At 75.7% G+C, this 25,476-nt stretch carries 26 protein-coding genes; 12 read left to right on the top strand and 14 right to left on the bottom strand.

The window, feature by feature from the left end; translation table 11 throughout:
- Window positions 1-16: 16 nt before the first annotated feature.
- The gene (locus tag AB0E83_RS08120; RefSeq protein ID WP_167352188.1) at window positions 17-172 is read right to left on the bottom strand and encodes a VenA family class IV lanthipeptide; all 156 of its coding nucleotides are present in this window, start codon (window positions 170-172) and stop codon (window positions 17-19) included.
- 43 nt (window positions 173-215) lie between these two features.
- Window positions 216-2,906, bottom strand: coding sequence for a class IV lanthionine synthetase LanL (gene lanL, locus AB0E83_RS08115; protein ID WP_362107654.1), 2,691 nt, complete (start codon window positions 2,904-2,906; stop codon window positions 216-218).
- Window positions 2,907-3,243: 337 nt separating this feature from the next.
- On the opposite strand from lanL, the gene AB0E83_RS08110 reads away from it, so the two are divergent.
- The 3 genes from AB0E83_RS08110 to AB0E83_RS08100 all read left to right on the top strand — a co-directional run bounded on the left by AB0E83_RS08110 (window position 3,244) and on the right by AB0E83_RS08100 (window position 5,652).
- Window positions 3,244-3,903, top strand: coding sequence for a HEAT repeat domain-containing protein (locus tag AB0E83_RS08110; protein ID WP_362107651.1), 660 nt, complete (start codon window positions 3,244-3,246; stop codon window positions 3,901-3,903).
- A 13-nt stretch (window positions 3,904-3,916) separates the two neighbouring features.
- Window positions 3,917-4,921, top strand: coding sequence for a MerR family transcriptional regulator (locus AB0E83_RS08105; protein ID WP_362107648.1), 1,005 nt, complete (start codon window positions 3,917-3,919; stop codon window positions 4,919-4,921).
- A 167-nt stretch (window positions 4,922-5,088) separates the two neighbouring features.
- Window positions 5,089-5,652, top strand: coding sequence for a heme-binding protein (locus tag AB0E83_RS08100; protein WP_362107645.1), 564 nt, complete (start codon window positions 5,089-5,091; stop codon window positions 5,650-5,652).
- A gap of 64 nt (window positions 5,653-5,716) precedes the next feature.
- On the opposite strand, the gene AB0E83_RS08095 is transcribed toward AB0E83_RS08100, so the two are convergent.
- The 3 genes from AB0E83_RS08095 to AB0E83_RS08085 all read right to left on the bottom strand — a co-directional run bounded on the left by AB0E83_RS08095 (window position 5,717) and on the right by AB0E83_RS08085 (window position 8,914).
- Window positions 5,717-7,771 (bottom strand): phosphocholine-specific phospholipase C, encoded by a 2,055-nt coding sequence (locus AB0E83_RS08095; RefSeq protein ID WP_362107642.1) that lies wholly within the window; start codon window positions 7,769-7,771, stop codon window positions 5,717-5,719.
- Window positions 7,772-7,996: 225 nt separating this feature from the next.
- On the bottom strand, window positions 7,997-8,350 hold the full coding sequence (locus tag AB0E83_RS08090; RefSeq protein WP_362107640.1) for a metalloregulator ArsR/SmtB family transcription factor: 354 nt from the start codon (window positions 8,348-8,350) through the stop codon (window positions 7,997-7,999).
- 189 nt (window positions 8,351-8,539) lie between these two features.
- The gene (locus AB0E83_RS08085) at window positions 8,540-8,914 is read right to left on the bottom strand and encodes a hypothetical protein (protein ID WP_362107637.1); all 375 of its coding nucleotides are present in this window, start codon (window positions 8,912-8,914) and stop codon (window positions 8,540-8,542) included.
- Between the two features lie 248 nt (window positions 8,915-9,162).
- On the opposite strand from AB0E83_RS08085, the gene AB0E83_RS08080 reads away from it, so the two are divergent.
- Window positions 9,163-9,855, top strand: coding sequence for a macro domain-containing protein (locus AB0E83_RS08080; protein WP_362107634.1), 693 nt, complete (start codon window positions 9,163-9,165; stop codon window positions 9,853-9,855).
- A 115-nt stretch (window positions 9,856-9,970) separates the two neighbouring features.
- On the top strand, window positions 9,971-11,620 hold the full coding sequence (locus AB0E83_RS08075; RefSeq protein WP_362107631.1) for an ADP-ribosyltransferase domain-containing protein: 1,650 nt from the start codon (window positions 9,971-9,973) through the stop codon (window positions 11,618-11,620).
- 85 nt (window positions 11,621-11,705) lie between these two features.
- On the opposite strand, the gene AB0E83_RS08070 is transcribed toward AB0E83_RS08075, so the two are convergent.
- Both AB0E83_RS08070 and AB0E83_RS08065 read right to left on the bottom strand, forming a co-directional pair.
- The gene (locus AB0E83_RS08070) at window positions 11,706-12,101 is read right to left on the bottom strand and encodes a GNAT family N-acetyltransferase (protein ID WP_362107711.1); all 396 of its coding nucleotides are present in this window, start codon (window positions 12,099-12,101) and stop codon (window positions 11,706-11,708) included.
- Window positions 12,102-12,434: 333 nt separating this feature from the next.
- Complete coding sequence (locus tag AB0E83_RS08065) at window positions 12,435-13,265, bottom strand: dienelactone hydrolase family protein (protein WP_362107628.1); 831 nt, start codon at window positions 13,263-13,265, stop codon at window positions 12,435-12,437.
- Window positions 13,266-13,361: 96 nt separating this feature from the next.
- Here AB0E83_RS08065 and AB0E83_RS08060 point away from each other — a divergent pair, with 96 nt between their 5' ends.
- Entirely contained in the window at window positions 13,362-14,369 is a 1,008-nt protein-coding gene (locus AB0E83_RS08060) for a helix-turn-helix domain-containing protein (RefSeq protein WP_362107625.1), read from the top strand.
- A gap of 67 nt (window positions 14,370-14,436) precedes the next feature.
- Here the strand turns inward: AB0E83_RS08060 and AB0E83_RS08055 are convergent, their stop codons facing one another.
- Window positions 14,437-15,168, bottom strand: a complete 732-nt coding sequence (locus tag AB0E83_RS08055; RefSeq protein WP_362107622.1) for a dienelactone hydrolase family protein — start codon at window positions 15,166-15,168, stop codon at window positions 14,437-14,439.
- 152 nt (window positions 15,169-15,320) lie between these two features.
- Here AB0E83_RS08055 and AB0E83_RS08050 point away from each other — a divergent pair, with 152 nt between their 5' ends.
- From AB0E83_RS08050 to AB0E83_RS08040, 3 genes are all read left to right on the top strand, one after another.
- The gene (locus tag AB0E83_RS08050) at window positions 15,321-15,827 is read left to right on the top strand and encodes a DinB family protein (protein ID WP_362107619.1); all 507 of its coding nucleotides are present in this window, start codon (window positions 15,321-15,323) and stop codon (window positions 15,825-15,827) included.
- Between the two features lie 190 nt (window positions 15,828-16,017).
- The gene (locus AB0E83_RS08045; RefSeq protein WP_362107616.1) at window positions 16,018-17,133 is read left to right on the top strand and encodes a hypothetical protein; all 1,116 of its coding nucleotides are present in this window, start codon (window positions 16,018-16,020) and stop codon (window positions 17,131-17,133) included.
- 163 nt (window positions 17,134-17,296) lie between these two features.
- The gene (locus AB0E83_RS08040) at window positions 17,297-17,824 is read left to right on the top strand and encodes a GNAT family N-acetyltransferase (RefSeq protein ID WP_362107613.1); all 528 of its coding nucleotides are present in this window, start codon (window positions 17,297-17,299) and stop codon (window positions 17,822-17,824) included.
- 66 nt (window positions 17,825-17,890) lie between these two features.
- Here AB0E83_RS08040 and AB0E83_RS08035 read toward each other — a convergent pair whose 3' ends face one another.
- From AB0E83_RS08035 to AB0E83_RS08020, 4 genes are all read right to left on the bottom strand, one after another.
- Window positions 17,891-18,598 (bottom strand): methyltransferase domain-containing protein, encoded by a 708-nt coding sequence (locus AB0E83_RS08035; RefSeq protein WP_362107610.1) that lies wholly within the window; start codon window positions 18,596-18,598, stop codon window positions 17,891-17,893.
- A gap of 108 nt (window positions 18,599-18,706) precedes the next feature.
- A complete protein-coding gene (locus AB0E83_RS08030) occupies window positions 18,707-19,189 on the bottom strand; it encodes a DUF5709 domain-containing protein (protein ID WP_362107607.1) in 483 nt (160 codons plus the stop codon).
- A gap of 315 nt (window positions 19,190-19,504) precedes the next feature.
- Window positions 19,505-19,765: a hypothetical protein gene (locus tag AB0E83_RS08025; protein WP_362107605.1), complete on the bottom strand. Its 261-nt coding sequence runs from the start codon at window positions 19,763-19,765 to the stop codon at window positions 19,505-19,507.
- Window positions 19,766-19,773: 8 nt separating this feature from the next.
- The gene (locus AB0E83_RS08020) at window positions 19,774-20,058 is read right to left on the bottom strand and encodes a hypothetical protein (RefSeq protein ID WP_362107602.1); all 285 of its coding nucleotides are present in this window, start codon (window positions 20,056-20,058) and stop codon (window positions 19,774-19,776) included.
- 272 nt (window positions 20,059-20,330) lie between these two features.
- On the opposite strand from AB0E83_RS08020, the gene AB0E83_RS08015 reads away from it, so the two are divergent.
- The 3 genes from AB0E83_RS08015 to AB0E83_RS08005 all read left to right on the top strand — a co-directional run bounded on the left by AB0E83_RS08015 (window position 20,331) and on the right by AB0E83_RS08005 (window position 22,218).
- Entirely contained in the window at window positions 20,331-20,624 is a 294-nt protein-coding gene (locus tag AB0E83_RS08015) for a WhiB family transcriptional regulator (protein ID WP_362107599.1), read from the top strand.
- Window positions 20,625-20,864: 240 nt separating this feature from the next.
- Window positions 20,865-21,401, top strand: coding sequence for a VOC family protein (locus tag AB0E83_RS08010; protein WP_362107596.1), 537 nt, complete (start codon window positions 20,865-20,867; stop codon window positions 21,399-21,401).
- On the top strand, window positions 21,394-22,218 hold the full coding sequence (locus tag AB0E83_RS08005; RefSeq protein ID WP_362107593.1) for a MerR family transcriptional regulator: 825 nt from the start codon (window positions 21,394-21,396) through the stop codon (window positions 22,216-22,218). Before AB0E83_RS08010 ends, AB0E83_RS08005 begins: the two co-directional genes overlap by 8 nt.
- Before the next feature lie 61 nt (window positions 22,219-22,279).
- On the opposite strand, the gene AB0E83_RS08000 is transcribed toward AB0E83_RS08005, so the two are convergent.
- Entirely contained in the window at window positions 22,280-23,350 is a 1,071-nt protein-coding gene (locus AB0E83_RS08000) for an RNA ligase (ATP) (protein WP_362107590.1), read from the bottom strand.
- A gap of 104 nt (window positions 23,351-23,454) precedes the next feature.
- Complete coding sequence (locus tag AB0E83_RS07995; RefSeq protein WP_362107587.1) at window positions 23,455-25,371, bottom strand: AAA family ATPase; 1,917 nt, start codon at window positions 25,369-25,371, stop codon at window positions 23,455-23,457.
- Window positions 25,372-25,476: the final 105 nt, after the last annotated feature.

Here is a 25,476-nt window from a genome sequence, read left to right as displayed (position 1 = left end):
GGGGAGGCGGTAGGGGCTACGCGCAGCTCACACCGATGCAGACGGTGTTGAGGAGCGTGAGCAGGCCGACGCACTCGCACGTCGCGGCGAAGGGCGCTCCGTCGACGCCGACCGGGTCGGTCTCCGGAAGGGCGTGCAGTCGGGCCAGCAGTTCGAGGTCCTGGTTCTCCATGGCATTCTCCTTCTCTGTGAGGCGGCGGCAGGCTCTCTGCCGCTCAGACCGGCTGCTGGACCATCCAGTGCCGGGGCTCTGTGTGGCGGACCCGCAGGAGGAACGCCAGGATTCCGGCGGACCCGTCGCTCCAGCCCGTCGAGACGTCCCCGTACTCGTTGGGGAAGACGACGTGGCCGCCGCGGTGGGACCGTTCGGAGACGACGAGACGGGCCAGGTCCCCGGCCGCCGCGCGGTGGGCCGGGTCGCCCGTCGCCGCGGCCAGGTCGAGGAGGAAGTCGCCGTTGCCCGCCAGGCCGTGGCACTGGGTGAGCGCGGCGCGGGAGGCCCGCTCCACCACGGCCCGGGCGGCGCGCCGGGCGAGGTCGCCGTACCGGTCGTCGCCGGTCGCCCGCCACAGCCGGACCAGGAACGAGCCGATGCCGGCCGAGCCGTGGCACCAGTACGGGGCCGTGGGCACGTCCCCGGCCTGCGCCGGCCACTGCGCCGCCCCGCCCACGTCCACGGCGTGGGCCACCAGCAGCTCGCCCGCCGCCACGGCCGCCTCCCGGTGCTCCGGGCGGCCGGTGACGGACGCGGCGGCGAGGAGGAAGCAGCCGATGCCGGACGCGCCGTGCGCGAAACCGAGGTACCGCTTGCCCGCCTCCTCCGCGACGGCTTCCGCCGGAACCGGCCAGCTCGCCCCCGCCGCCTCGCGCCGCGCGGCGGCGGTCAGCCGGTCGGCCGCGTCGGCGACCGCCCCGGCCAGGCGCGGGTCGCCGGTGCGCTGCCACAGGTGGACGGCGGCCAGGCCGCTGCCCGCCGTGCCGTGGGTGATGTCGTGGCTCGGCGTCGGCTCCTGCGGCGCCAGCGCCAGGGCCAGCGCGTGGTCGGTCAGCGCCCGGTCGCCGACGGCGCGCCCGGCGTCGTACAGCGCCCAGGCGGTGCCCCGGGTGCCGAAGTGCAGGCCGGGCCGGGCGGAGCGGGGGTCGGCACGGTCGGCGATCCAGCGGCCCGCCGCGGTCAACGCCCCCGGCAGGCGGGGGTCGCCGGTGAGCTCGAAGTACCGGGTCAGCACCGCCAGGACACCGGCCGCGCCCTGCTGCACGGTGCAGGGGTCGGTCTCGCCGGCCGCCGTGGAGACGGGCCACAGCCGCCGGTCGTCGCCGGGGGTCATCGTGTCGAGCAGGTGCCGCACGATCCCGGCCACCGCGACCTCGACCGCCTCCCGGGGGTCCTCGCGCGGGTCCCCGGAGGCGCTCCCGCACGGTTCCCCACGGGGTCCCCCGCGCCGGGTCGCCCCCGCCCGCCGGAGCGCCTCCCGGGCCCTCACGGGATCCCAGCGCTCGGCCGGATCGTCCCGCATCAGGCCGAGGATCAGCTCCCGCGTGCCGTCCGGGAACCGTACGGAGGCGGAGCAGGCGTCCAGCCACGCGGCGAGCCGCTCCTGCGCGGGCCGGTCCGCCGGCTCCTCGGCCAGGAGGTTCGGCACCTTGCCCGCCAGGACGAAGCACACCGTCGCGCCGAGGCTGTAGTAGTCGGCCGTGGGCGAGACCGGCGCGTCCACCAGCCGCTCGGGGGCGCTGAAACCGGGCGTCCCCACCCGCGTCGGGAGCGGGGCGTCCTCCTCCAGGACGGCGAGCTCCAGGTCGATCAGGCGCAGCTCCCCGTCCGGGCGGACCATCACGTTGCCCGGCGTGAAGTCCCGCAGCACGCAGCCCCGCGCGTGGGCGTCCGCCACCAGGTCCACGAGCCGCGCGACCTGCGCCGCCGCCTCCGCCCCGTACCGCTCGCCGCCAGCGTCCCGGAACCGCTCGGCGACCCAGGTCCGCAACGGGACGCCCGGCACCTCCTCCTGGGCCAGGAACAGGTGCCCGCCGTGCTCGAACAGCGCGAGCGGCTCCGGCGCGAGCCCCGTCCCCCTCAGCTTCTCCAGCGTCCGGGCCTCGGCCCGCAGCCAGTCGCGGACGTCGCAGCCGGAGGCGTCGGCCTCCACGTGGGGCCGGGTCTCCTTGATGACGACCGGGGCGCCGGTGCGGACGTCGCTGCCCCGGTAGACCCCGCCCTTGTTGGTGTGCCGGATCGCCTCCCGCACCGCGAACCGGCCGCCGAGCACCACCGGACGGCTCTCCGCCTCCGCCGCGCGCGGCGCGACGGGCACCGGGGCGGGAAACGGGCTGACCGCCCACGGCGGCGGCTCGTACCGCCCGGTCCGCCGGTCCTCCACGGGGTTGCCGTCGGGGTCCTCGATGTACCACACCAGCAGGCCGTCGTCCGACAGCCGCCGGCGGCCGACGAAGGCGCCGTACCGGTAGTGCACCAGGCTGTTCACCGCGTACGGCTGGTCGGACAGGATCCGGGGGCCGGCCAGCCCCGCCGTCGCCCGGTGCAGCTCCCCGGCGAGCCGGGCCGCGTCGGCGTCGGAGCGCGGATAGACCGTGAGGAACTTGCCGGAGCTCCCGCGCGGCGTCGCACGGGAGTTGAGGGCGCTCACCCGTTCCAGGGAGCGCGCGAACTTGAACCCCGACGCGTCCCGCAGCAGCACCTCCAGGGCCCGGGAGAGGACGGCGGGCGCGGAGGCCGCCGTCGCCGACACGTGCAGCTTCCATCCCTGCCGGCGCTGTTCCCCGGACCGCGGGGCCACCCGGCACCACGTGTCGTCCGACTCGGTCCTCCAGCGCCCGCCCGTGCCCGTGGCGCGCAGTGCCCGGTGGAGGAGGTCTTCCAGTACGGCTTCGGTGGCGTGGCTCGTCATGCCCATCCCTCTCAACGGCGAGAACCGCTGGCGGGAACGTGCCCGGCGCACGTGTCGGCCCCACATACCCGGGGCCGGGTTCACCGGATGCGGCGAGCGCGCGCCGCGGTTGTCCCACCGTGCGGCGCGCCCGGCGCGCAAAGGCGCACGGCGGCTCGCTCGGGGGCTCGACAGCCGTGCGGAGCCGGGGGAGCGGCGCCCTCCACCTCCTCCGCCGGCCCCGACAGGGGCGGGTCCACCGGCTCGTCGCCCCGGCCCCCGCCCGGGGCGGCCGCGGGGGCCGCTTGACCTTGACACGGTGACAAGCCTTTGACTGCTCGCCGAGGAGGTGGTCCCGATGACCATGACGGATCAGGACGCGGGCGGACGGGTGCTCCGGGCGCTGGAGGACGGCGACCCGTCGGTGCGGCTGAAGGCCGCGCTGGCGGCCGGCACGGCACCCGAGCCGCGGTTCGTCGGCCCGCTCGTCGAGCGGTGCGCGGTCGAGCCCGAGTTCTTCGTCCGCGACATGCTGACCTGGGCCCTGACCCGCCACCCCGTCGACCTGACGCTCCCCCGGGTGCTCCGCGAGCTCGGCTCCGCGCGGGCACGGGCGCGGAGCCAGGCCCTGCACACGCTCTCCAAGCTCGGAGACCGGCGGGCCTGGCCGGCGATCACCCGCGGCCACCTGACCGACGGCGACGACGAGGTGGCGCGGGCCGCGTGGCGGACGGCGGTCCTGCTCGTGCCGGACGGCGGGGAGGCGGACCTCGCCGCCGTCCTCGCCACCCAGCTCGGGCGCGGCGGGCGGGAGACCCGGCTCAGTCTCAGCCGCGCGCTGATCGAGCTCGGCGACGCGATCCTGCCGGCCCTGGACGCGGCCGAGGCCGGCCCGGACCCGCGGGTCCGGACCCACGCGCTCGCCACCCGGCGGCTCCTGCGCGACCCCGACGCCGGATTCGGGTACGCGATCGAGGAGGCGAAGCGGGTCGTGGCGCTCGGCGGCGCCGGAACCTGAGGGACACTGGGGCGTGTTGATCGGTGAGGTGGCACGCCGCTCCGGCGTCAGTGCCCGCATGCTCAGGCATTACGAGTCGCTCGGCCTGGTGCGGCCCGCGGGCCGCACCGGCTCCGGCTACCGGGAGTACCGCGACGAGGACATCCGGCGGATCTTCCACATCGAGAGCCTCCGCTCGCTGGGGCTCTCCCTGCGGGAGGTGGCCCGCGCCCTCGACGACCCCGGCTTCACCCCCGCGCAGCTCGTCGGCGACCTCGTCGACCAGACCCGCGCCCGCATCGCGGCCGAGACCGAACTGCTCACGCGCCTGAGCCGCATCGACGCCGCCGCGCCCGCGAGCTGGGACGACGTCCTCCAGGTCGTCGCGCTCCTCCGGGCGCTCGGCTCGAAGAACGAGGACGCCCGTCAGCGCGCCGCCCTGTCCTCGGCCGACGAGGTCCCCGTACCGGTGGAGGCCCTGGTCGAGGCGGTCCTCGGCGAGACCGAGCCCAACGTCGCCGGAGCCCTGCGGTGGGCGCTCGCCCGCTCCGGCGCCGACGGCTCCGCCCTCCTCGCCCGGGGCCTCGACTCCCCGGCGGCGGCGGTGCGCGAACGAGCCGCCCGGACCCTCGCCGGGCTCCCCGGCGACGAGGCCGCCTCCCGGCTCCGGGACGCCCTCGCCCACCCCGATCCCGTGGTGCGCGGTCAGGCGGCCCTGGCCCTCGGCGCCCGCGGGGAGGCCGCCGCGATCCCGGAACTCGTCGAGATGGTCGTGGACGGCAGGAACGACACCGACGCGGCCGACGCGCTCGGCGTCCTGGCCGGCGACGCCGCCGCGGCGGACGGGATCGCCGCCGGACTCGTCGCTCGCCTCGCCGACCCCGCCACCGCGCCCCCCGCCCGGGGCCGCCTCACCCAGGCGCTCGCCGACGTCCCCGGCCCCGTCGCCTCCCGCGCCCTCGCGGAGCTGACCCGCGACGAGGACAGCGCCGTGGCCCTGACCGCGACCTACCTCCGCCGGCTCCGCGCCCCCCGCTGAGCCCCGGGCCGGCCCGGTCCGATCTCCGCCGCCGGGCGGGTCAGGGGCTTCGGCCGTCCGGCCCAGCGGGCCGTGTCGATGTCCCGGGGCCGGCCGGGGCGGGGGCTGCAATGCGGTGACGAAGGCGGCCCCGACCCGGCGGCCGCCGCCCCGAGCCGGGAGTGTCCGTGAAGAGATCCACGCTGCGTGTACGCGTCGCCGCCTGCGGCGGCCTGATGGCGATCGGCCTGGGCCTGGGCCTGGCCGGCCCCGCGCAGGCCGGCGTCACCGCGTGCGGCACGGCGTGCACCGCGCCGTCGACGAACGGCGGTGTCGCGCCCCACAACGTGCTCATGACCGCGCACCTGACGGAGAAGGCCGCGGAGAAGGCCGCCCGTGCCGCGCTCGCCGCGGCCGTCGCCGCCGGCCAGCGGGTCAGCGTCGCCGTCCTGGACCGCAGCGGCAACGCGATCGTCGTCCTGCGCGGCGACGGCGCGGGCCCGCACACCTACGAGTCGGCGCAGCGCAAGGCGTACACGGCGGCCTCGTTCAACGCCCCGACCTCGGTCCTCGTCGGCCGCCTGGAGCAGAACCCGACGCTCGCCGACATCCCGGACACCCTCTTCCTCGCCGGCGGCCTCCCGATCCGGTACCAGGGCTCCCCGATCGCCGGCATCGGCGTCGCGGGCGCCCCCAGCGGCCTGCAGGACGAGCAGTTCGCCCAGGCCGGGATCGACGCCCTCGGTCACTGACGGACCACCGGAGGGGGCGGCACCCGCGTGCGGGCGCCGCCCCCTCCTTCCGCGCGCCGGTGCGTCAGTACGTCAGGATGCCGGGGTCCGTCACTCCCGCCGCGCCCGTCTCCACGTGCCCCGCCAGGCGGCGCAGGTAGTCGGCGTGGGCGGGGGAGGTGATCGTGACGTCGTACCACCGGCCGGAGGCCGCCAGGGGGACGGTGTGGGTGACGGTCGCCCCCGTGGCCACCGTCAGCGTCCGCGAGGTGCCCGTGTAGGCGTGGGTGACGGTCACCGTCGTCGCCGGACCCGCGTTGGTGAGGACGAGGTTCAGGTCGCCCGTGGCGGCGTCGTGGCGGGCGGTGACCTCGGGGACGGCGGTCTTCCCGGGGGAGCGGAAGCGGCGCAGGAAACCGTTGGGGCCGTGCACCGTCAGGTCGGTGACGCCCTTGGAGTACCGGGTGTTCCAGGTGTCCGCGATCGACTTCCCGGCCTCCGCCGTGTAGGTCCAGGGCGCGTCGGTGCGGTTCGCCGACGTCACGTAGAACTGGGCGCCCGCGGCCGGGCCGCCGCTGAGGACGAGGCGGAAGGTGCCGGCCGCGACGTCGGCGGAACCGTCCACGTACGGTGCGTACTTCAGCGGCCGGGTGGGCTTGGCGCCGGGCTCCTGCCGGGGCATCGAGCCGACCGCCGGCGCGGTGGCCGGGAAGTCGGGGTGCCGGTCGCGGTCCGGCGGGTAGTAGCCGGCCGTGGACGGCAGCGCGACGGGCTGCGGCTCGGAGCGCGTGAAGTCGAAGGCCGAGGTCAGATCACCGCAGACGGCCCGCCGCCAGGGCGAGATCTGCGGCTCCTGGACACCGAAGCGGCGCTCGACGAACCGGATCACCGAGGTGTGGTCGAACGTCTCCGAGCAGGTGTAACCACCGGTGGACCAGGGCGAGACGACGATCATGGGGACGCGGGGGCCGAGGCCGTAGGGACCGGCGACGTACCCCGTCTTCCCGGGGAAGTGGTCGAGGGCGGTGGGGGTGGTCGACAGGCCCTGCGCCGCCGAGGCGGGGACGTACGGCGGGACGACGTGGTCGAAGAAGCCGTCGTTCTCGTCGTAGGTGACGAACAGCGCCGTGCGCGCCCACACGTCCGGGTTCGACGTCAGCGCGTCCAGGACCTGCGCGATGTACCAGGCGCCGTAGTTCGACGGCCAGTTGGAGTGCTCGGAGAACGCCTCGGGCGCCGCGATCCAGGAGACCTGCGGCAGCCGGCCGGCCTGCACGTCGGCGCGGAGCCGGTCGAAGAACCCCTCGCCGGCCTTGGCGTTCGTGCCCGTGCGGGCCTTCTCGTAGAGCGGGTCGCCGGGCCGGGCGTCGCGGTACGTGTTGAAGTACAGCAGCGAGTTGTCGCCGTAGTTGCCGCGGTACGCGTCGCTGATCCAGCCCCAGTGGCCGGCCGCGTCCAGTCCGTCGCCGACGTCCTGGTAGACCTTCCAGGAGATCCCGGCCGCCTCCAGCCGCTCCGGGTACGTCTTCCAGCCGTACCCCGCCTCGGCGTTGTTGAGGACCGGGCCGCCGCCGGTCCCGTCGTTGCCGGTGTGACCGGACCACAGGTAGTAGCGGTTCGGGTCGGTCGAGCCGATGAACGAGCAGTGGTAGGCGTCACAGATCGTGAACGCGTCGGCGAGCGTGTAGTGGAAGGGGATGTCGTCCCGGGTCAGGTACGCCATCGTCGCCTTGGTCTTGGCGGGTATCCACTGGTCGTAGCGGCCCTTGTTGAACGCCTTCTGGCCGCCCGCCCAGTCGTGGTTGAGCCCCTGGAGGAACTCCATGCCGAGCTTGGTGCTCTCCGGCCGGAAGGGCAGCGTCACCTTCGAGCCGTCGGACTGGTTCCACACGGACTTCCCGCTCGGCAGCGTCACCGGGCGCGGGTCGCCGAAGCCCCGGACGCCCTTCATCGCCCCGAAGTAGTGGTCGAACGAACGATTCTCCTGCATGAGGACGACGATGTGCTCGACGTCCTGGAGCGTGCCGGTGGAGCCCTGGGCGGGGATGGCGGCGGCACGCGCGATGGACGCGTTCAGCGCGCTGAACGCGACGGCGCCGCCGGCGAGCTGAAGGAACCGGCGGCGATCGAGATCGGCCATGGGGGAGCAGTCCTCCGGAAGGTGAGCGGACGGGAACGGAATCGGACGGTGGCCGGAGACCGGCGCGGGGGCGCCCCAAGGAGAGCGCCCGGGAGCCACCGCCCCACGGCCGTCCCGTGACTTCCCGCTGTACGCCCGGCGAACCCCTCGTGCCGCCCTTCGGCGACAAGGGGACGGTGACATTCCCGGACGGACGCCCCGTGGGGGCGGCGGGCGTGCCGTCGCTCACCCCGACGGCGGGGAGGCCGCGGTATCGGCGTGGCGGAGCTCCGCGAGCAGTTCGCTCTGGCCGGCCAGCAGTTCGGTGAGGATGCGCCGCGCGGCCCTCAGGAGGTCCGCCACGTCGCCGCCGGCGAGGGCGTAGCTGACGGTCGAGCCGTCCCGGATGGAGACCACGATGCCCGACCGGCGCAGCACCGCGAGCTGCTGGGAGAGGTTGGACGGCTCGACCTCGATGTCCTTCAGCAGTTCGCGCACGGGGAGGGGGCCGTGCTGCAGCAGCTCCAGCACGCGGATCCGGACGGGGTGCCCGAGCATGCGGAAGAACTCCGCCTTGGCCTGGTACAGCGGCACCTGCATGCGACGACTCTCCCCCTGGGACGGCGGGTCCGGACCCCGGTGGCCGGACCCGCCCGCTCCTCGATCCACGGCTGTGGCCATTCTCCCGCCTCCCGGGTTCCGACTCCCTCGACTGATCACTTTCAGATGTGCCGAGTTGAAGAGTTCTTCAAGTCGAGGGCGTGCGGAGGCGGGGGACGAGAGGACGGTCTACAGCTCCAGCTCCGCCTCTATGCGCTTGAGCTGGTGCCTGGCCATGGCCAGGTTGGCCCTGCTCTTGTCCAGGACGATGTACAGGAACAGGCCGTTCCCGCCACGGCCCTTGAGCAGCCGGATCAGGTGGTACTGGGTGTCCATGGTGATCAGGACGTCCTCGATGCCGTCGTTGATGCCCAGCATCTCCATGGTCCGGATCTTCGCCCGGACCACATCGGTGTTGCCGGCCGCCGCGACGGCCAGGTCGAGGTCCTTGCCCCCGCCCAGTGTCCCGAGGGCCATGCCGCTCGTGTAGTCGACCAGCGCGGCCCCCACACTCCCCTCGATCGAGGTCATCGCCTCCTTGAGAGACGTCTCCACACTCGCCATCTGTACATGCTCCCTTGGTCGTCGGGGCCCCGGCCCGGCGCCGCGCGCACGGCCGGGTGGTGATCGCGGACTCTCCCACTAGACACCAAAGGAGCGGGGCGCGAGGGGCTTTCGCCGGAAGACGATGCCGGGGGCATAGGACGGGGCGGGGCGGAAGAAGGGCCCGGCGGACGCGGCCGACGGCCGTTGTCAGTGGTGCCCACTAGCTTCGGAGGCGTCACAAGGAACCGTTCCGACAGGGGGCTTCGATGACCGACAACCGTGTGCAGACCGCGCTGCGGGTGGTGCTGACGGACGTCAGCGCCGCGGTGGTGGAGGCGTGGCGCGCGGCCTTCGCCGACGTGCCGGGCGTCGAGATCCGGCGGGGTTCGATCCTCGACGAGGACGTGGACGCCTGGGTCACGCCGACCAACGCGGCCGGGCGGATGGACGGCGGCGTGGACGCCGCGATCAAGCGCCACCTGGGCGCCGGGATCCAGATGCGGGTCCAGCGGGCCATCCGCGACCGGTTCGCCGGCGGCATGCCGGTTGGCAGCGCCGTGTGCGTCCCCTCGGGGGCGACCGTGCCGCGCTTCGTCATCTCGACGCCGACCATGGTCGGCTCCTCGCAGAACGTGAGCGAGACGCTCAACGTCGCCATGGCCTGCGCCGCCGCGTTCCAGGCCGTGCACCGGCAGAACCGGAAGGCCCCGGGCAGCATCCGCTCGGTGGCGCTCGTCGGGATGGGCGCGCGCACCGGCCGGGTGCCGGCCCGGGTGTGCGCCAACCTGATGTGGACCGGCTACACGCTCTTCCACGACCACTGGTTCGAGGACGACGACGAGCTGCGCGCCACCATCACCGCCCAGCTCGCCGGCATCGACCAGACCCCGCCCACGACGCGGGTGCGGATCACGCCGCCGAAAGGAGCACCGGCCAAAGGGCGTTCCTTTCGCCGCTGACCAGGCCGGCACGCCCGCCGGCCCGACCGGTCTCCCCGCTGACCAGGCCGCCCCCGCCCAGCAGCCCACCCCGCACCAGACGCCCGAAGCCGCGACCACCGGGAGCTCCCCCGCCATGACCGACGCCGCCGCGCCGTCGACCCAGCCCGACCCGAACGACCCCCTCGCCCTCGCCGAACTGTTCACCGGCGGCGGCGAACCGTGGCTGCCCCTCCTCAAGCCCGTCATCGAGGCCCGCCCGGACGCCGACCGGTTCATCGGGCCCACCCGCAGCCCGCAGGTCGTCCCGGTCCGCGAGCTCACCTTCCAGGCGCTCAAGCCCCACCCGCCGCACAAGTGGAAGGTCGTCGTCTTCGGCCAGAACCCCTACCCGCGGCCGGAGAGCGCCACCGGCATCGCCATGTTCGACAACACCTTCAACGACTGGAAGGACAGCCAGTTCGGACGGGTCGTCAGCATCCGCTGCCTCATCAAGGCGGCGGCGATGTGGAAGTACGGCATCGTCAAGAAGACCCCCATCGCCGACGTCCGCGCCCTGCTGAGGGAACGGGACGCGGTCCAGCCGCCCGAGTGGTTCCAGGCCATGCTCACCCAGGGCGTCCTCCTCCTGAACGCCTCGCTGACCGCCAGCGCCGACGGCGCCATGGCCACCGACCGGCACACCGCTTTCTGGCGGCCCGTCGCCGAGCGGATCGTCGAGGAGATCCTCCGCGCCAAGCAGGACGCCGAGGACCCGGAGGACCGGGGCGTCGTCTTCGCCTGGTGGGGCGCCCACGCCCGCAGCCTGAAGAAGACCGTGCAGCGCCTGGAGAAGAACTACCCGGGCGTCGAGGTCCGCCACATCGACCACGCCAACCCGGCCGCGCAGGGCGACGTCTTCTGCGACGGCGACCACCTCGCCACCGTCAACGACGCCCTGCTGTCCCTCGGCGCCGACGCGATCGACTGGCTGCCCAGCAAGGGCTGGAACAAGCCCCCGGCCGGTGCCGCAGCCGGCACCGGCACCACCACGGGCGGAGGCCCGGACGCCGACGTCGCCGGCCGCATGGGCGCCTTCATCGCCTCCACGATGGAGCTCCACCAGCTGTACCTGGAGCGGCTCACCAGCGTCCGCGACGAGGGGCACGTCCTGCCGCCGCTCACCGGCGTCTTCGACACCCCGCTGATGTCCTTCGAGGACGCCGTCGCCCCCGTCACCCAGGTGCTGCGCGGCCTCGGCCGGCACATCGACCGCTCCCGCGAGTTCGGCAAGCGGCGCGCCGACGAGCAGGCCGGCGCCGGACTCTCCGCCGACGCCATCGCCGCGCTCTTCCTCTACACCTGCGAGTCCGGCTTCTACCGGAACATCAACGCGGTCCTGCGCTCCCCGGACCGCGACCGCGTGGTGCCCTACCTGCCGTACCTCCGGCTGCTGTTCTCGGCGGTCGAGTCGCTGCCCGTGCGGACCGATCCCCTGTGGCGGGGCGTCGCGCTGGACCTGCGGAGCCAGTACCCCGTCGGCTCGACGGTCACCTGGTGGGGCGTCTCCTCCTGCACCTCCGAACTCGGCGTCGCCCGCGCCTTCCTCGGCGGCCGCGGCAGGCGGACCCTGTTCGAGGTGACCCCGGCCCGCGCGGTGGGCATCCGCAGCTTCTCCGCCTTCACCGGCGAGGAGGAGTACATCCTCGCCCCCGGCACCCAGCTGGAGGTCATGGACGTGAAGGCCGAGCGCGGCGGCCTGTGCACGGTGAAGCTGAGGGAGGTGGAGACCCGCCTCGTCTCCTGACCCGCGGCCGGCGCCGGGCCCACGGCGAGGACGGCGCCGCGCGGCCGGTCGCCCCGCCCCCGGGGGCGGGGACAGGCGGGCGTCCCTAGAGGGCGATCAGCCCGGCCGTCGTCTCCTCGAAGCCGCAGGCGTCGAGGTAGAACGGGCGGAGGTGGTCCTCGAAGTCGACGTGCAGCCACGCGCACCCCGCGGCGCGGGCCCGTTCGACGGCCGTGGTGACGAGCGCGGCGCCCACCCCTTCGCCCTGGCACCGCCGGGCGACCACCGTGTCCAGGAGGAAGGCGTGGACCCCGCCGTCCCAGACGACGTTGACGAAGCCGATCAGCGCGCCGTCCTCCCGGGCGCAGACCCAGCCGAGGCTGTGCCGTTCGAGTTGCGTCCGCCAGTCGGTCCCGGTCACCGGGTGCCCGAAGCCGTCGGCGTGCAGGGCGTCGAGGGAGGCGTCGTCGAACGGGCCCCGCCACTCGTACGTGATCGTCACACCGCGATCGTACGGCCCCGCCCGCCGGCCCCTTCCCCGGGGCGGGCGGGGCCCCTCCCGCCAGGAGGGCTGACCGGTGGGCATGACGGTGACCTGCTGGAGGTTCACCCGCGGCGGCGTCGCCAGGAAACCGATGGTCTCGGCGACGTCCCGCGCGGTGAGCCGCTCCCTGGCCTCCTCCGAGTCCGCCGGCCAGGCCGGCGCGCCGCCGCCGTCCTCCGAGTCGTTCCAGGTCCCCGGCGACACCGAGCGGACCCCCGCGTCCACGACGCGGAGCCCGCCTCCGGCACCGTCCGGGCCCTCCGGCCGCCGCACGGCCGGGCCGCCCCGGCCTCACCGTGCCGCCGGTCCCTTGAGCCGTTCGGCCAGGAAGGCGACGATCTCGTCGCGGGCCCGCACGGTGGGGTGGCCGGCCTCGTCCACGAGATGGGCCGTCACGACGCTGTGGGGGCAGCCGACGACCTCGCGGAAGAAGGGCGGGGGGTCGGTGTTCGCCGCCCCGTCGGGCAGCACGCGGCCGTCGAAGGCGTCGCCGAGCAGCGCCCGGTACGCCGCGAACCGCTGCCCCGTGCACCACCGGTCGTTCTCGAAGCGGTAGGCGAGCACCTTCAGCCGGTCCCGGCCGATCCGCTCGGCCACGGCGGCGGCGTCCGCCTCGTCCAGTTCGAGCCCGGCGGGGTCGTCGAGCGGCAGGGACGGATGGTTGACCACCGGCGCCACGACGGCGGGTTCGAGCGCCATGGCGAGGGCGAAGTTGCCGGTGAAGCACAGACCGACGGCCCCGACGCCCGGCCCGCCCCGCTCGGCGTGCGCAGCGCGCGCCAGCCCCCGCAGCCAGCCGACCACCGGACTGGTGCCCCCGCCGGCGAACGCCCGGAACTCGGCGCTGACACAGGCGCGCCGGACGACGGTCGCGGCCGCCTCGGCGCGGGGATAGGCCCCGTCGACACCGAACAGCGACGGCACGTACACCGAGAACCCGGCCTCCCGGATCCACCGCGCGAACCGGGCCACGTCCGGACTGATCCCCGGCATCTCCGGCATGACGACGACCGCGGGCCCCGCCCCCGTCACGTACACCCGTTTCCCGACGCCCTCCACCTCGACCTCCCTGCGCTCGAAGTCGTCCAGGGGGTCGTCGCACTGCCGCCGTGTGGTTGCCATGGCAGGAAGGATGACGGGACCCTGGACCCCCGGAGAACCGGCGATGTCGCCACGTCTCCCGGGAATACCGCCACCCCACTGGCCACCGGAGGTCCCATGAGCCCGCTGCGGGTCAGCGTGCTGGCCTATCCCGGCTGCTTCGCCTCCGAGGTCTTCGGCGTGCCCGACGTCCTCACCATGGCCGCGCGCGTCGCCGCGGCCCGGGGAGCGGCGGAGCCCTCGTACACGACGTCCGTGGTCTCGCCGCGCCGCCGGGTGACCGCCTCCGGCGGCGCGCGCATCGACGTCACGGCGGTCCGCCCGGCCGACGTCCTGATCGTGCCGGGCTTCGAACCGCCCCCCGCCCTCGACCCGGACGCCGCCCTCGCGAAGCTCCGGCCCGAGATCGCCGTGATCCGCGACCGGGCCGCGTCGGGCACCGCCGTGGTGTCGATCTGCGTCGGCGCCTTCCTCCTCGCGGAGGCGGGACTGCTCGACGGCCGGGCCGCGACGACCTCCTGGCGGTACGCGGACCGCCTCGCCCACCGCTACCCCGGCGTGCGGCTGCGCCGCGAGGAACTGGTCGTGACCGACCGCGGGGTGACGACCACGGCCGCGTTCGCCGCCATGTACGACTTCGCCCTGCGGTTCGTCCGCGAGCACGACGGCCCCGGGGTCGCCCGGAGCACCGCGCGCCTGGCCCTCCTGGACGACACCAGGTCCACCCAGGCGCCGTACGTCGACACGGACCTCCTGCCGACGGCGGGGCACGGCTTCGCGGCCGGCGTCATGCGCCGGCTCGACCAGGACCTCGCCGCCCGCTACGACCTGCCGGCCCTCGCCCGGGAGTTCGGCGTCAGCACCAGGACCCTGCTGCGCCGCTTCGGCGCCGAGACCGGCCGGACGCCCCTCGCGTACCTGCACGCCGCGCGGGTGCGCCGGGCCCGGCACCTGTTGGAGACGACCGACCGGACCGTCGCCGCCATCGCCGCCGACGTCGGCTACCGCGACGCGGGCACGTTCACCGCCCTCTTCGTCCGCCACACGGGACGGCGGCCGAGCGCCTGCCGGACGGCGGCGGAAGACCACCGCGACCGCGAGGACACCCCGCCCGGCGCACCGTGAGACACCCCCGGGGAGGCCGCCGGACAGGCGCGCTCTCAGCGCGGGCCGGCGGACCGCCGGCGGCGGCTCACTCCGCTTCCGGCAGGGGCAGGCACTCGGCGAGCAGGCCGAGGACGTCGCGCCAGGCCCGCTCGGCCTGGAGCGGATGGTGGCCGACGCCGGGGCGCGTCGCGTGGTCGACGGGCGGATGGTGGAAGGCGTGCTGGGCGCCGCCGTACACCACGAGCCGCCAGTCGACACCGGCGTCCCGCAGCTCGGCGATGAACGCGTCCCGCTGCGCGTCCGGCATGATCGGGTCCTCCGACCCGACCCCCGCCCACACGGGGCAGCGGATCCGGGCCGCCTCGCCCGGGCGGCCCGTGGTCAGCGCGTTGACCGTCCCGATCGCCCGCAGGTCGACCCCGTCCCGGCCGAGTTCCAGCGCGATGGCGCCCCCGGTGCCGTACCCGATGGCGGCGATCCGGTCGGGGTCGGTCCGGGGCTCGGCGCGCAGCACGTCGAGCGCCGCGTGCCCGATGGCCCGCATCCGGTCCGGATCGGCGAGCAGGGGGGTCGCCCACGCCAGCATCTCCTGGGGGTCGCCGAGCCACCGTCCGCCGTTGATGTCGAAGGCCAGCACCACGTACCCCCGCTCGGCCAGGGCGTCGGCCCGGCTGCGCTGGAAGTCGTTCAGCCCCGGCCCCTCGGGCCCCAGCAGCACCGCCGGCCGGCGGCCGTCACCGGCCGGGAGGGCGAGGTGGCCGACCATGGTCAGTCCGTCGGCCGGATATGTGACCGTGCGTGTCGTCACTGTCGTCATGCCCCGACCGTAAGCACCGCCCGCGCCCGTCCGGGCCGCTGTTCACCACCGGCGGAAGCGGCGCGGCGCACCGGCCGGCTCCGTCGCCGTCTACCGCCCGGCCCCCGTAAAACGCCTCGACAACGGCCACGGGATCGGGGACGCTTCGTGCGATGACGACCAAGATCGACGACACGCCGCCCGCGTGGGACGAGCGCACCCAGCTCACCACGTTCCTCGACTACGCCCGCGACACCGCCCGCGCCAAGTGCGCGGGCGTCTCCGAGGAGAACGCCCGCAAGGCGCTCCTGCCGGGCTCGCCGCTGATGACCCTGAGCGGACTGATCAACCACCTGCGCTGGGTCGAGTACTACTGGTTCCAGGTGGTCTTCCTCGGCGAGGAGGACCAGGGCCCCTGGACCGAGGAGGACCCCGACCGGGAGATGCGGATCGCCGTCGACTTCCCGCTCGCGCGGCTCCTCGACGAGTACGCCGAACAGAGCGTCCGGTACCGCGAACTGGCCGCCGCCCACAGCCTGGACACCAAGGCCGAGGGCACCGTCCGCGGCGGCCTCCGCGTCGACCTGCGCTGGATCCTCCTCCACCTCACCGAGGAGACGGCCCGCCACAACGGCCACCTCGACATCCTGCGCGAGATGCTCGACGGCACGACCGGCTGACCCGGCCCGTCCCCGAACTCCGGACGGACGCGCGGGAGTTCGGGGGCCGTGTCCGCCGCCGGGGTGTTCGCCGACGGTCACCGACCGCTGCGTCGGCCGGCGAGCGGACCCCCGAACCGTGCCCTGACCTCCCCCTTTCGTTGGCCTGAACTATTGCGGAGAGTGACCGAAGGGGGGATGATTCCCCGCCGTGACCCTCTTCCTCGCTGCCCTGGTCGGCGCGCTTTCCTACGCGCTCTACCGCCTCTTCCTCACCCCCCGGAACGTCGAGCGCTGGGTCGGAGAGCACTTCGTCGCCCCCGCCTACGGCCTCCCGCCCCGCGAGGCGCTGGACCCCCGGCGGGCTGGCCCGCCCGCGCCGGCGCACCGCGCGGAGGAGCGGCAGGCCGTCGCCGACGCCGCGTGGGCGGGGGACTGGAAACCGGCCGAGCGGTACGTCCGGGCGGCCGGCGAGGACTGGGACGAGCGCTGGGACCGGCTCGAACTCCTGCAGCACGTCGCCCGGGAGGACGACGCCTGGCTCGACGCCTGGCGCGCCGCCGAGCCCGGGAACTGCGACGCGGCCACCCTCCACGCGAGCATGATGGTCCACCGCGCCTGGGAGATCCGGGGGAGCGGGTACGCCCACGAGGTCCTGTCCTCGGACATGGACCGCTTCCGCGCCATGCTCCCGGCCGCGATCGAGGAGGCGCGGCGGGCCGCACTGCTCGACCCCGCGAACCCGGGCCCCTGGGTCGTCATGATCACGGCGGCACGCGGGGCGCAGTACGACCGCGCGCGGTTCAGGCCGCTCTGGGAAGAGCTCGTGGCCCGCGCGCCCCACCACTACGAGGGGCACTGGCAGGCCCTCCAGTACTGGTGCGCCAAGTGGTTCGGCAGCGACCGGCGGATGCTGCGCTTCGCCCGCCGGGCGGTCCGCAAGGCCCCGCCCGGCAGCCCGCTCGCCGGGATCTACCTGCACGCGCTGAACGAGCTCACCGACCGCCCCGGCGCCCCCGCGCTGCCCGCTACGCCCCTGACGAGGATCTTCCTGAAGCGGGTCGCCGCCTCGTTCGAGCACGTCGCGCCCGACGACGAGCGCCTGCCGGCCCTGCGCCACCTGCTGGCGCACTACATGCTCCGGGCGATGCTGTACGCGCCCGCCCTGGAGCAGTTCCGCCTGATCGGACCGTGGTGCGGCGCCCAGCCCTGGCGCAAGGACGGCGACCCGGTCACGGCCTTCGAAACGGCCCGCGGCACGGCCGCGAAGCTCTCCCGCGCCCGCCCCGCCCCGACCCCGAAGGTCCAGGGGGTGGGCCCCCGCTAGGTGTGTCGACCCGCGGCTGCGGTGGGGCGGCGGTGGTGGTCGCAGGTGTGGAGGAAGTCCGCCGGGGCTTCGGTCCGCCCGGTCCCGCGGACCGGCCCGGAGGGCGGGCCCGGCCCGGCGGAAACCGATGGCGCGCCGCCGCTCCGGCGCCGAGAATCGGCGGATGCGCGAAGTGACACCGGCCGACGGGACGATCACGCTGACGCCGCTGTGCCCGGACGACGCGGAGGCGCACCTCGCGGGGGAGGACGAGCCCCTGGTCCGCTGGCTCAACGGCGGCCCCGGGACGCGCGAGGGCGTCGAGGCGTACCTCCGGCACTGCCGGGAGCAGTGGGAGACCGCCGGACCGCTCCGCGCCTTCGGCATCAGGGCGGGCGCCGCCGGCACCCTCGCGGGCACGGTCGACCTGCGGTTCGCGGCGGACGGCCTGGCGCCCGGCCAGGTGAACGTCGCCTACGGCCTCTACCCGGCCTGGAGGGGCCGGGGCCTGGCCACCCGGGCGGTCCTCCTGGCGGTCCGGTACGCGGCCGCGGAGGGCGGCGACGAGGCGGTGATCCAGGTCGACCCGGCGAACCCCGCCTCCGCGGCCGTCGCCCGGCGGGCCGGATTCACCCCCGCCGTCCCGCCCCCCGCCGCGCGCGGCACGGCGCTCGACCGGTACGTCCGGGACCTGCGCGACCTCCCCCGCTGACAGGACGCGGACGCGGACACGGACACGGACGCGGTCACGGCGACGGCCCGGGCGGTGCCGCCCGCGTCAGCGCAGCCGGCGGGCCCGCAGGACGACGTCGTGGGCGTGGTGGGCGCCGGCGCCGCCCTCGGGAACCACGCGGGGCCGCTGCTCGTCCACCTCCACCCGCCAGTCGTCGTCGAGGAGCGCGGCGACCATCGAGGGCCAGACGTAGTCGGCGGGGTCGAAGGCGCCGTCGGACGCGGAGCGGGTCTCCATGCCCGCGTGGTGGACGAGCAGCAGCACGCCCCCGGGGGCGACTGCCGCGAGCAGCGCCCGCTCGGCCGAGGAGCCGGGGGTGCGCGGCAGGGCCGGGTACTGCGCGGAGACCAGGTCGAAGGAGGCGGGCGGGAGGGCCGCCTCGGCCAGTCCGGCGTGGACCCAGCGGATGCCGACGCCGGCCTCCCGGGCATGCGCGGCCGCCCGCCGCAGCGCCACCCCCGAGACCTCCAGGGCGGTCACGTCCCAGCCGGTGCGGGCGAGCCAGATGGCGTCCGCCCCCTCGCCGCAGCCGACGTCGAGCACCCGCCCGGGAGCGAGGCCGGCGACCTCCGCCACGAGCGCCCCGTTGGGCTGCCCGCTCCAGAGCCGCTGCCGCTCGGCGTACCGGTTGTCCCACTCCTCCCGCACGGCGGGATCACCGACGTAACCCTCGGTGAAGCCCTCGTCGGACGAGGAGCCGCCGGACGGCGAACGGTCGGACGGGAAGGGCGCTGCTGCGATGTCGTCAGGCATGGCCCCACCGTGACGCAGCCCCTCCCCGCCGGGCCACTCGTGTTGCCGATCCGGCAAAAGCGCGGGCGCCCCGCGACGCGGCCGTACGCCGTTGTCCGCGGCGCGCCGTCAGGTCTCCGCCGCGTCCGGATCGGGTACGACGTGCACCGCCGCCTCCTCCGCTCCCGCCGCGCCGCCGTCGATGCCGACGTCCGAGGCCAGGGGCGCCTGGTCGACGTCCTCCCGCACCCCCTCGTCCGGGGCGACGAGCCGCCCGGCCCTGCGGTCGCCGACCTCGCCGTCGAGGGGCTCTCCGTCGCCTCCCGGCAGGTCGCCGACACCGTCGGCGTCCGCGCCGGCCCCGGCGCCGACGTCGGGCACCTCCTCCCGGAGCCGCTCGTCGAGGGTCTCGCCCTCCCGCTGCTCCCCGGCGGTCGTCCCGGCCTTCTCCACGCCGAGCGGCCTCTCCGGGGGCGAGTACCCCTGGTCGAGCACGTCGTCGTAGTCGTTCTCGTCCAGGGTGTTCTGGAGGTCCAGGGCCGCCGCGTCCTCCTGCTCCTCGTTCCCGTCCGTCGGCTGGTACACCTCGTCGCCCATGGCCTCGTCCGTCATGGCGGACACCCCTTTCCGGCCGCTGTCGTACCGCCGGCACGCCCGGTCTCCGGCAGCGGCGTGGGTCGCTTTCCGTACGAGACCGCCGCTACCCGGCCGCGTTCGCTTCAATCCCGCCGGTCCCGGCCCGGCGCCGGCGGTTCGAGGCGGCCGAGCCGGCCGGCGAGGAGGGTTCCGAGGGCCGCGGCCCCGGCCGGGGGCAGCGGGTCCAGGCCCGCCCGCCGCCCCGGGGCCCTCGCCGGACCGCGCCGCGCCCGGCCGCCGGCCGGGACGGCGAGGGCCGGAGGACGTACCGGAACCCCTCGGCGGACGGGGCTACGGGACGCCCTCCAACCACGTGACCCGGGTGACGGTCACCGCGTCCGGGTCCCCGGTGAACCACTCGACGAGCACGGGGTGACCGGGGACGTCGAGGTCGTACACATCGCCCCACCGGTCGGTGGGGCTCGCCCCGGGCGGCACGGTGCCCCGCCCGTGCGCCGCCACGACGGCGGCCAGGACCCGGACGGTGGCGGCGAAGGTCTCGGGCGCCTTGGCGGACATGGCCGAGAGGACCGCGGCGGCCTGATCGGTCAAGCCGTGGCTCACCAGGCCCCGCTCAGCGAGCCGAGGACGTCGTCGAGGGCGCGCACCCCGCCGCGGTCGCCGGTCCGCAGCGCGGCCGCCTGGGCGCGGTCGGCGTCCGTGCGACGGGTGTCCGCGACCGCCCGCAGGTGCCAGCGCTCCATCACGGCCAACTGCTCGTCGCCCGCCTGGGCGGCGAGCAGTTCCTCCAGGAACGCCCCCTTCCGGCCCGGCGTGAGGGCGGCCGCGATCGCGTTGGCGGTACGGGGGATCCCGGGCTCGTCGGAGCGGGGCAGGGCACCCATGACGGGCTCTCCTTCCGGTCGGCCGGAGCCTTCTGAACGGACGTCCGCTCCCACCGTAGACCAGCCCACCACCCCCGGGCCGCCCCGCGCGTGAAGTGCCGTCAGCTCTCCGGCCACGGCCCTTCGACGGTCGGTGTCACCCGATGGAGCGAAGCGCGGTGCGAGTTGTAGACCTGCGGCACGTGCCTCCGTAGCGTGCCTGCTCTGTGGAACGCCGCGGGCGGAACAGGGGCGGCGTGCGGGGAAAGTGGGGGCTCGTGGAAGGAAGTTGGATGGCGTCCGGGTTGTGCCGGACGGTGAGTGCGGACGAGCTGTTCGTCGAGGGAGCGGCCCAGAACCGCGCCAAGACGCTGTGCACCGGCTGCCCGGTGCGCGCCGAGTGCCTCGCGTACGCGCTCGACCGCCGGATCGAGCACGGCGTGTGGGGCGGCATGACGGAACGCGAGCGTCGCGCCCTCCTGAAGCGCCGGCCCACGGTCCACTCCTGGGCCAGGCTCCTGGAGGCCGCACGGCGGGAGCACGAGATCGGCACGAGGACGACGGCCCGGGCGAAGCGCACCGCCTGAACGGCCCCGCGCTCGCCGCGCACCGCGGGGTGCCGGAGAACGGCGCCCCGCGCGTGCCGCGGCGGTCGGTGGACCGGACGGCCGGGCGCGGCGCCGCTCCGGGCGAGGCGCGGGAGGCCGGCGGGCCCGCCCGGGAGGAAACGGCTCCCGGCCCTCGGGCGGGGAGGCCGGCGGGCCCGCGCGGACCGGCCAGGGAACGGACTTGACCCTCACGCCGCGTGAGGCTGAAGAGTGGGGCCCATGAGCGACCACTACGACGCGTTCGAGATCAGCCCCGTCCCCGACCCCGGCCCGGACGCGGTCCCCCCGGAGCCGTTCCGCGGCATCTACGGGATGCCCGCGTTCGTGACGATCCCCACGAGCGACCTGGCGGAGTCGGTGGACTTCTGGACGCGCGGACTCGGGTTCTTCGAACTGTTCGGCATCCCTGGCACGCTGGTGCACCTGCGCCGGTGGGCGTTCCAGGACGTGCTCCTCGTCGCGGCGGAGAGCGTGCCGGAGGAGCCGCCGGCGATGAGCTTCTCCTTCGCGTGCGTGCTCGGCGAGATCGACCCGCTCGTCGCCGCCTGCCGGGCGGTGCGCCCGGACGCGGTCGGCGACCCGCGGGACACCCCCTGGAACACCCGCGACGTGGAGGTGATCACCCCCGAGAACGCCCGGATCGTCGTCACCGCGGCGAAGCCCTTCGACCCGGACAGCCAGGAGGCGCGGAACCTCGCGGCCATGGGGATCACCCCGCCGGCCGGCGCATCCGGCGACCATGGGAAGCATGACTGATATCGCCGACGACGACAGCACGACGGACAGCGCTGGCCTGACCGTGGGTCAGGTCGCGGCCCGCCTGGCGGTGACCGTCCGCGCCCTGCACCACTGGGACGAGATCGGCCTGGCGCGGCCGTCGCTGCGCACGTCCGGCGGGTACCGGCTCTACACCGCCGGCGACCTGGAACGCCTGCACCGCATCGTCGTCTACCGCGAGCTCGGCCTCGGCCTGGACAGGATCCGGACCGTCCTGGACGACTCGGCCGCGGACGTGGCCGGCGCGCTGCGCGCCCAGCGCGCCCAGGTCGCCGAACGGATCGAGCGCCTGGAGCGGCTCGGCGCCGGACTGGACCGGATGATCGACGCCCACGAGCGCGGCCTGCTGCTGACCGCCGAACAGCAGGCCGCGCTCTTCGGCCCGCGCTGGGACCCGGAGTGGACCGCCCGGGCCCGGCGGCGCTACGGGGACACGCCGCAGTGGCGGCAGTACGCCGAACGCTCCGCCTCCCGGGGCCCGGAGGAGTGGCGGGCCGTCGCCGACGCCATGACCGGCCTCGAACGCGCCCTCGCGGACGCGATGGACGCCGGCGCCGCCCCCGGCGGCCCCGAGGCGAACCGGCTCGCCGAACGGCACCGCGCGCTCTTCACCGCCTCGTACTTCCCCCTCAGCCGGGAGATGCAGGTCTGCCTCGGCCGCACGTACGAGACCGATCCGGGTTTCGCCGCCCACTACGACGCCGTCCGGCCCGGCCTCGCCGCCTGGTTCCGCCGCGTCATCGACGCCGCCGCCCGCGCCCACGGCGTCGACCCCGACACCGCGACCTGGCGGTAGGACACGGGCGGGACGCGACCGGAGCGGCCGGCCGCCCCGTCGGGGGCGCCCGGCGGCCGGGTCACTCGTACTCGGTGCCGCCCTTGCGGGTGAGGTAGGCCGGGCTGACCGCCTTGGCGACGGCGCGGCCGCCGGTGACCGGGCTGTACCGCTCGACGGCCGGCCGGACCACCACGCCCTCCCGCAGATGGGCGGAGCGCCCGGACACGGTCTCGGCGCCGCTCGCGTGCGCGAGGACGGTGTCGAGGTCGTACGGCCCCGCGTACAGCCGCGGTACGAGGGGCACCTCGCCCGGCTCCAGGACCTCGGCCGGGTCCAGCCAGCGGACCCGGCCGTCGATCTCGGCCGACACGTCGAAGAGGGCGTAGCCGACGCGCTCGCCGCGCGCGTCGGCGCCGTACCCGAGGTCCTGGACGCCGGAGCCGTAGACCTCGCCGAAGAGGCCGATCCGGGTGGCCCCGAGACGGGCGGCGAGCCGCTCGGCGACGGCGGGCAGCCCGTGGCCGCGCACGGCGCGCCAGTACAGGTTGCGCGGGTCCTCCCGCAGGGCGAGCCCCTTGGCGCCGAAGCCCTTGGAGGAGACGTGGAGCCGTCCGCCGTCGGCGACGTAGGTGAGCAGGCAGGCCGTGCCGTGGACCTTCTCCGTCAGGACGACCTCCTCACCGGGCTCGAAGACGCCGGGGTAGCGGTGCAGGTTCTCGATGTCGACCCAGGGGAGCAGGTCGGGGGCGGCCTCGACGTCCCCGCTCATGGTCGGCGGTATCGGCGGCACCCACTTGGTGATCCCGAGCCGCTCCGCGAAGTCGGTGCCGTCGGCGGCGGCCCGGTCGAGGTCGACGCCGGCGAGCGCGGCGGGCCGGCAGACGATCCCCTGCGACAGCTCCCCGCGCAGCCGCACCGCCTTGACCCGGTCCGACGCCTTCCCGGCCAGTCGCCCCGTGAGCCCCAGCTCCGCGACGAGCGCGGCGGGCAGCACGGCCTGCTCCGGGATGTACACGGCGGTCTCGCCGGTGCGGTAGGCGCCCTTGGCGACCACGGCCCGGTAGAGCCCGACCTGCGCCAGTTCGAGGGCGTCGGCGTTCGGGTGCGGATGGACGGTGAGGACTTCGGCGGTGACGCGCAGGGTGGACATGGTTCAGTGCTCCGCTCGGAAGGGTCGGCGTCTCGTCGCCGGTCACTCTGACGGTCCGTGAAACCCTTCGCCCACCGGTTTTGCCGCTGGTACCGTCACGCTCTTCACCGGACGCGCGAGGTCCCGAGGACCGCGGGTGCCGCGGCCGGGAGCGCGCGCGGAGGGCCCGGTGGCCGGGTGGCGCGGTCCGGGCGGCCGTGGTCGATGTGGTGGAGCAGGCGGCGCAGGGCGGTGCGCGCCTGCGGGGCGTCGAGCCGGGCCCCGAGGTGCGCCAGGGCGCGCTGGGCCCGGCGGCGGGCGAGACCGGTCCGGCCGGCGCGGTGGTCCGCGAGGGCCCGGGCGTAGTGGGCGAGGGCCGTGGCCCAGGTGTCGTGGCAGCCGGCCGGCTGCGCGAGGGCCCGGCGCGCGGTCCGGGCGGCCAGGGCGGGGGAGGTGTGCGCCTGGACGACGGCCAGGGCGGCGAGGCTGACCATGGGACCGGGGCCGCCCGGGGCGTGCTCGGGGACGGTGTCGGCGGCCTGCCGGTAGTACGCGGCGGCCGCGGCCGGATCGTGCCGCTTCCAGGCGAGCGTGCCGTGCGCGTGCGCGATGCGGCCGACGAGCGCGTCGTCCCCGGCGAGCACGGCCGCGGGCCAGGCGAGGCCCAGGAGGTGACGGGCGGTGGCGGAGTCCGCGTCGGCGGCGAGCCAGCCGGCCAGCCACTGGCCGCGGGCCGTCAGGGGACTGTCCTCGGGCAGGAGGGGGAGCAGGGCGAGGAGGCGGGCGGCGCCCTCCGCGCCGCGGTTCTGCGCCGCCCACCAGAACCAGAGGTGGAGGACGGTCTCCACGGCCGTCTCGGCGTGGACGGGGTGCCGGACGGCGTGGCCGAGGAAGCCGGCGAGTTCGCCGGCGCCGTCGAGCGCGTCGCGGACGAGCCGTACGGCCTGCTGCTGGAGACCGGTGTTCCACAGCGTCTCCGCGACCACCGCCGTGCTCCGGCAGTGCCGGGCGTGCCGGGCCCGCCCCGCGGAGGACTCGCCCGCCGCCGCGAGGCGCTCGGCCCCGAAGTCACGGGCGGCGCGGGCCATCAGATAGCGCGGCTCGGGGACGGGGCCGGTCTCGCCGAGGGCCCGGAGCACACCGACCGCGCTCAGCTCGGCGAGGGCGGGAGGGACGTCCGCGGAGGAGAGCCCGGCCCCTTCGCACACGAAGACCGCGGCCTGTTCGGTGAAGGCGCCCGCGAACACGCTCAGCCGCCGCCAGACCGTACGGACGGCCGGGTCGCACAGCGCGTGCACGGCGCCGATCGACGCCCGGACCGAACGATGGCGCCTCAGGGGCGTGCCGGGGGCCGACAGCCAGCACTGCCCGCCCCGCAGGCGGTCGGCGAGCCCGTCCACGCTGACGTCCGCCAGCTGTGCCACGGCCAGTTCGAGCGCCAGGGGCACCCCCTCGACCAGCGCGCACACCCGGTCGACCGCCCCGTGGTCCGGCTCCTCCCTCCGGCCCTGCCGGGCCGCCAGGGCGTGGAACAGCTCCGCCGCCGGCGAGCGGCCGCCCGGCGGGGCATCGGACGCCAGCGGGCCGAGCCGCAGCACGTGCTCGCCGCCGAGCCCCAGCGGCCGGCGCGCCGTGACCAGGACCCGCAGGGCCGGTACGTCCCGCAGCAGCGACCGGACCAGCCCGGCGCACTCGGTGAGCACGGGATCGACGTCGTCCAGGACGAGCAGCAGCCCGCCGCCCGGCAGGGACCGTACGGCGGACGCCAGGTCCGGGGCCCCGTGCCCGCCCGTCGCGCCGGTCGCCGCGTCCAGCGCCCGGGCGATCCGTGCCGCCGGCGCCCAGGGCCCCACGGGGACGCCGTCGTGCCACCGGACACGCACCGCGGCCTGCCGCGGACCGCCCCGCGCGCAGGCGACCGCCTCCAGCGCCAGCCGGCTCTTCCCGACCCCGGCCGCGCCCGTCACGGTGACGAGCCGGCACACCGCCAGGGCCGCCCTCAGCGCCGCGAGTTCGAACTCCCGACCGATCAGCTCGGTCATACCGGGAGACACGGCCGGAGCGGTCGTTCCGGTCGGACCGGTCGTCCCGGTCGTCCCGGTCGGACTGGTCGTTCCGGTCGGACTGGTCGGGCTGACCGGGCTGAC

This window comes from Streptomyces sp. NPDC035033, from assembly GCF_040636735.1.
In the GTDB taxonomy this organism is placed as follows: Bacteria; Actinomycetota; Actinomycetes; order Streptomycetales; family Streptomycetaceae; genus Streptomyces.
This window is presented reverse-complemented; position numbering and strand designations above follow the sequence as displayed.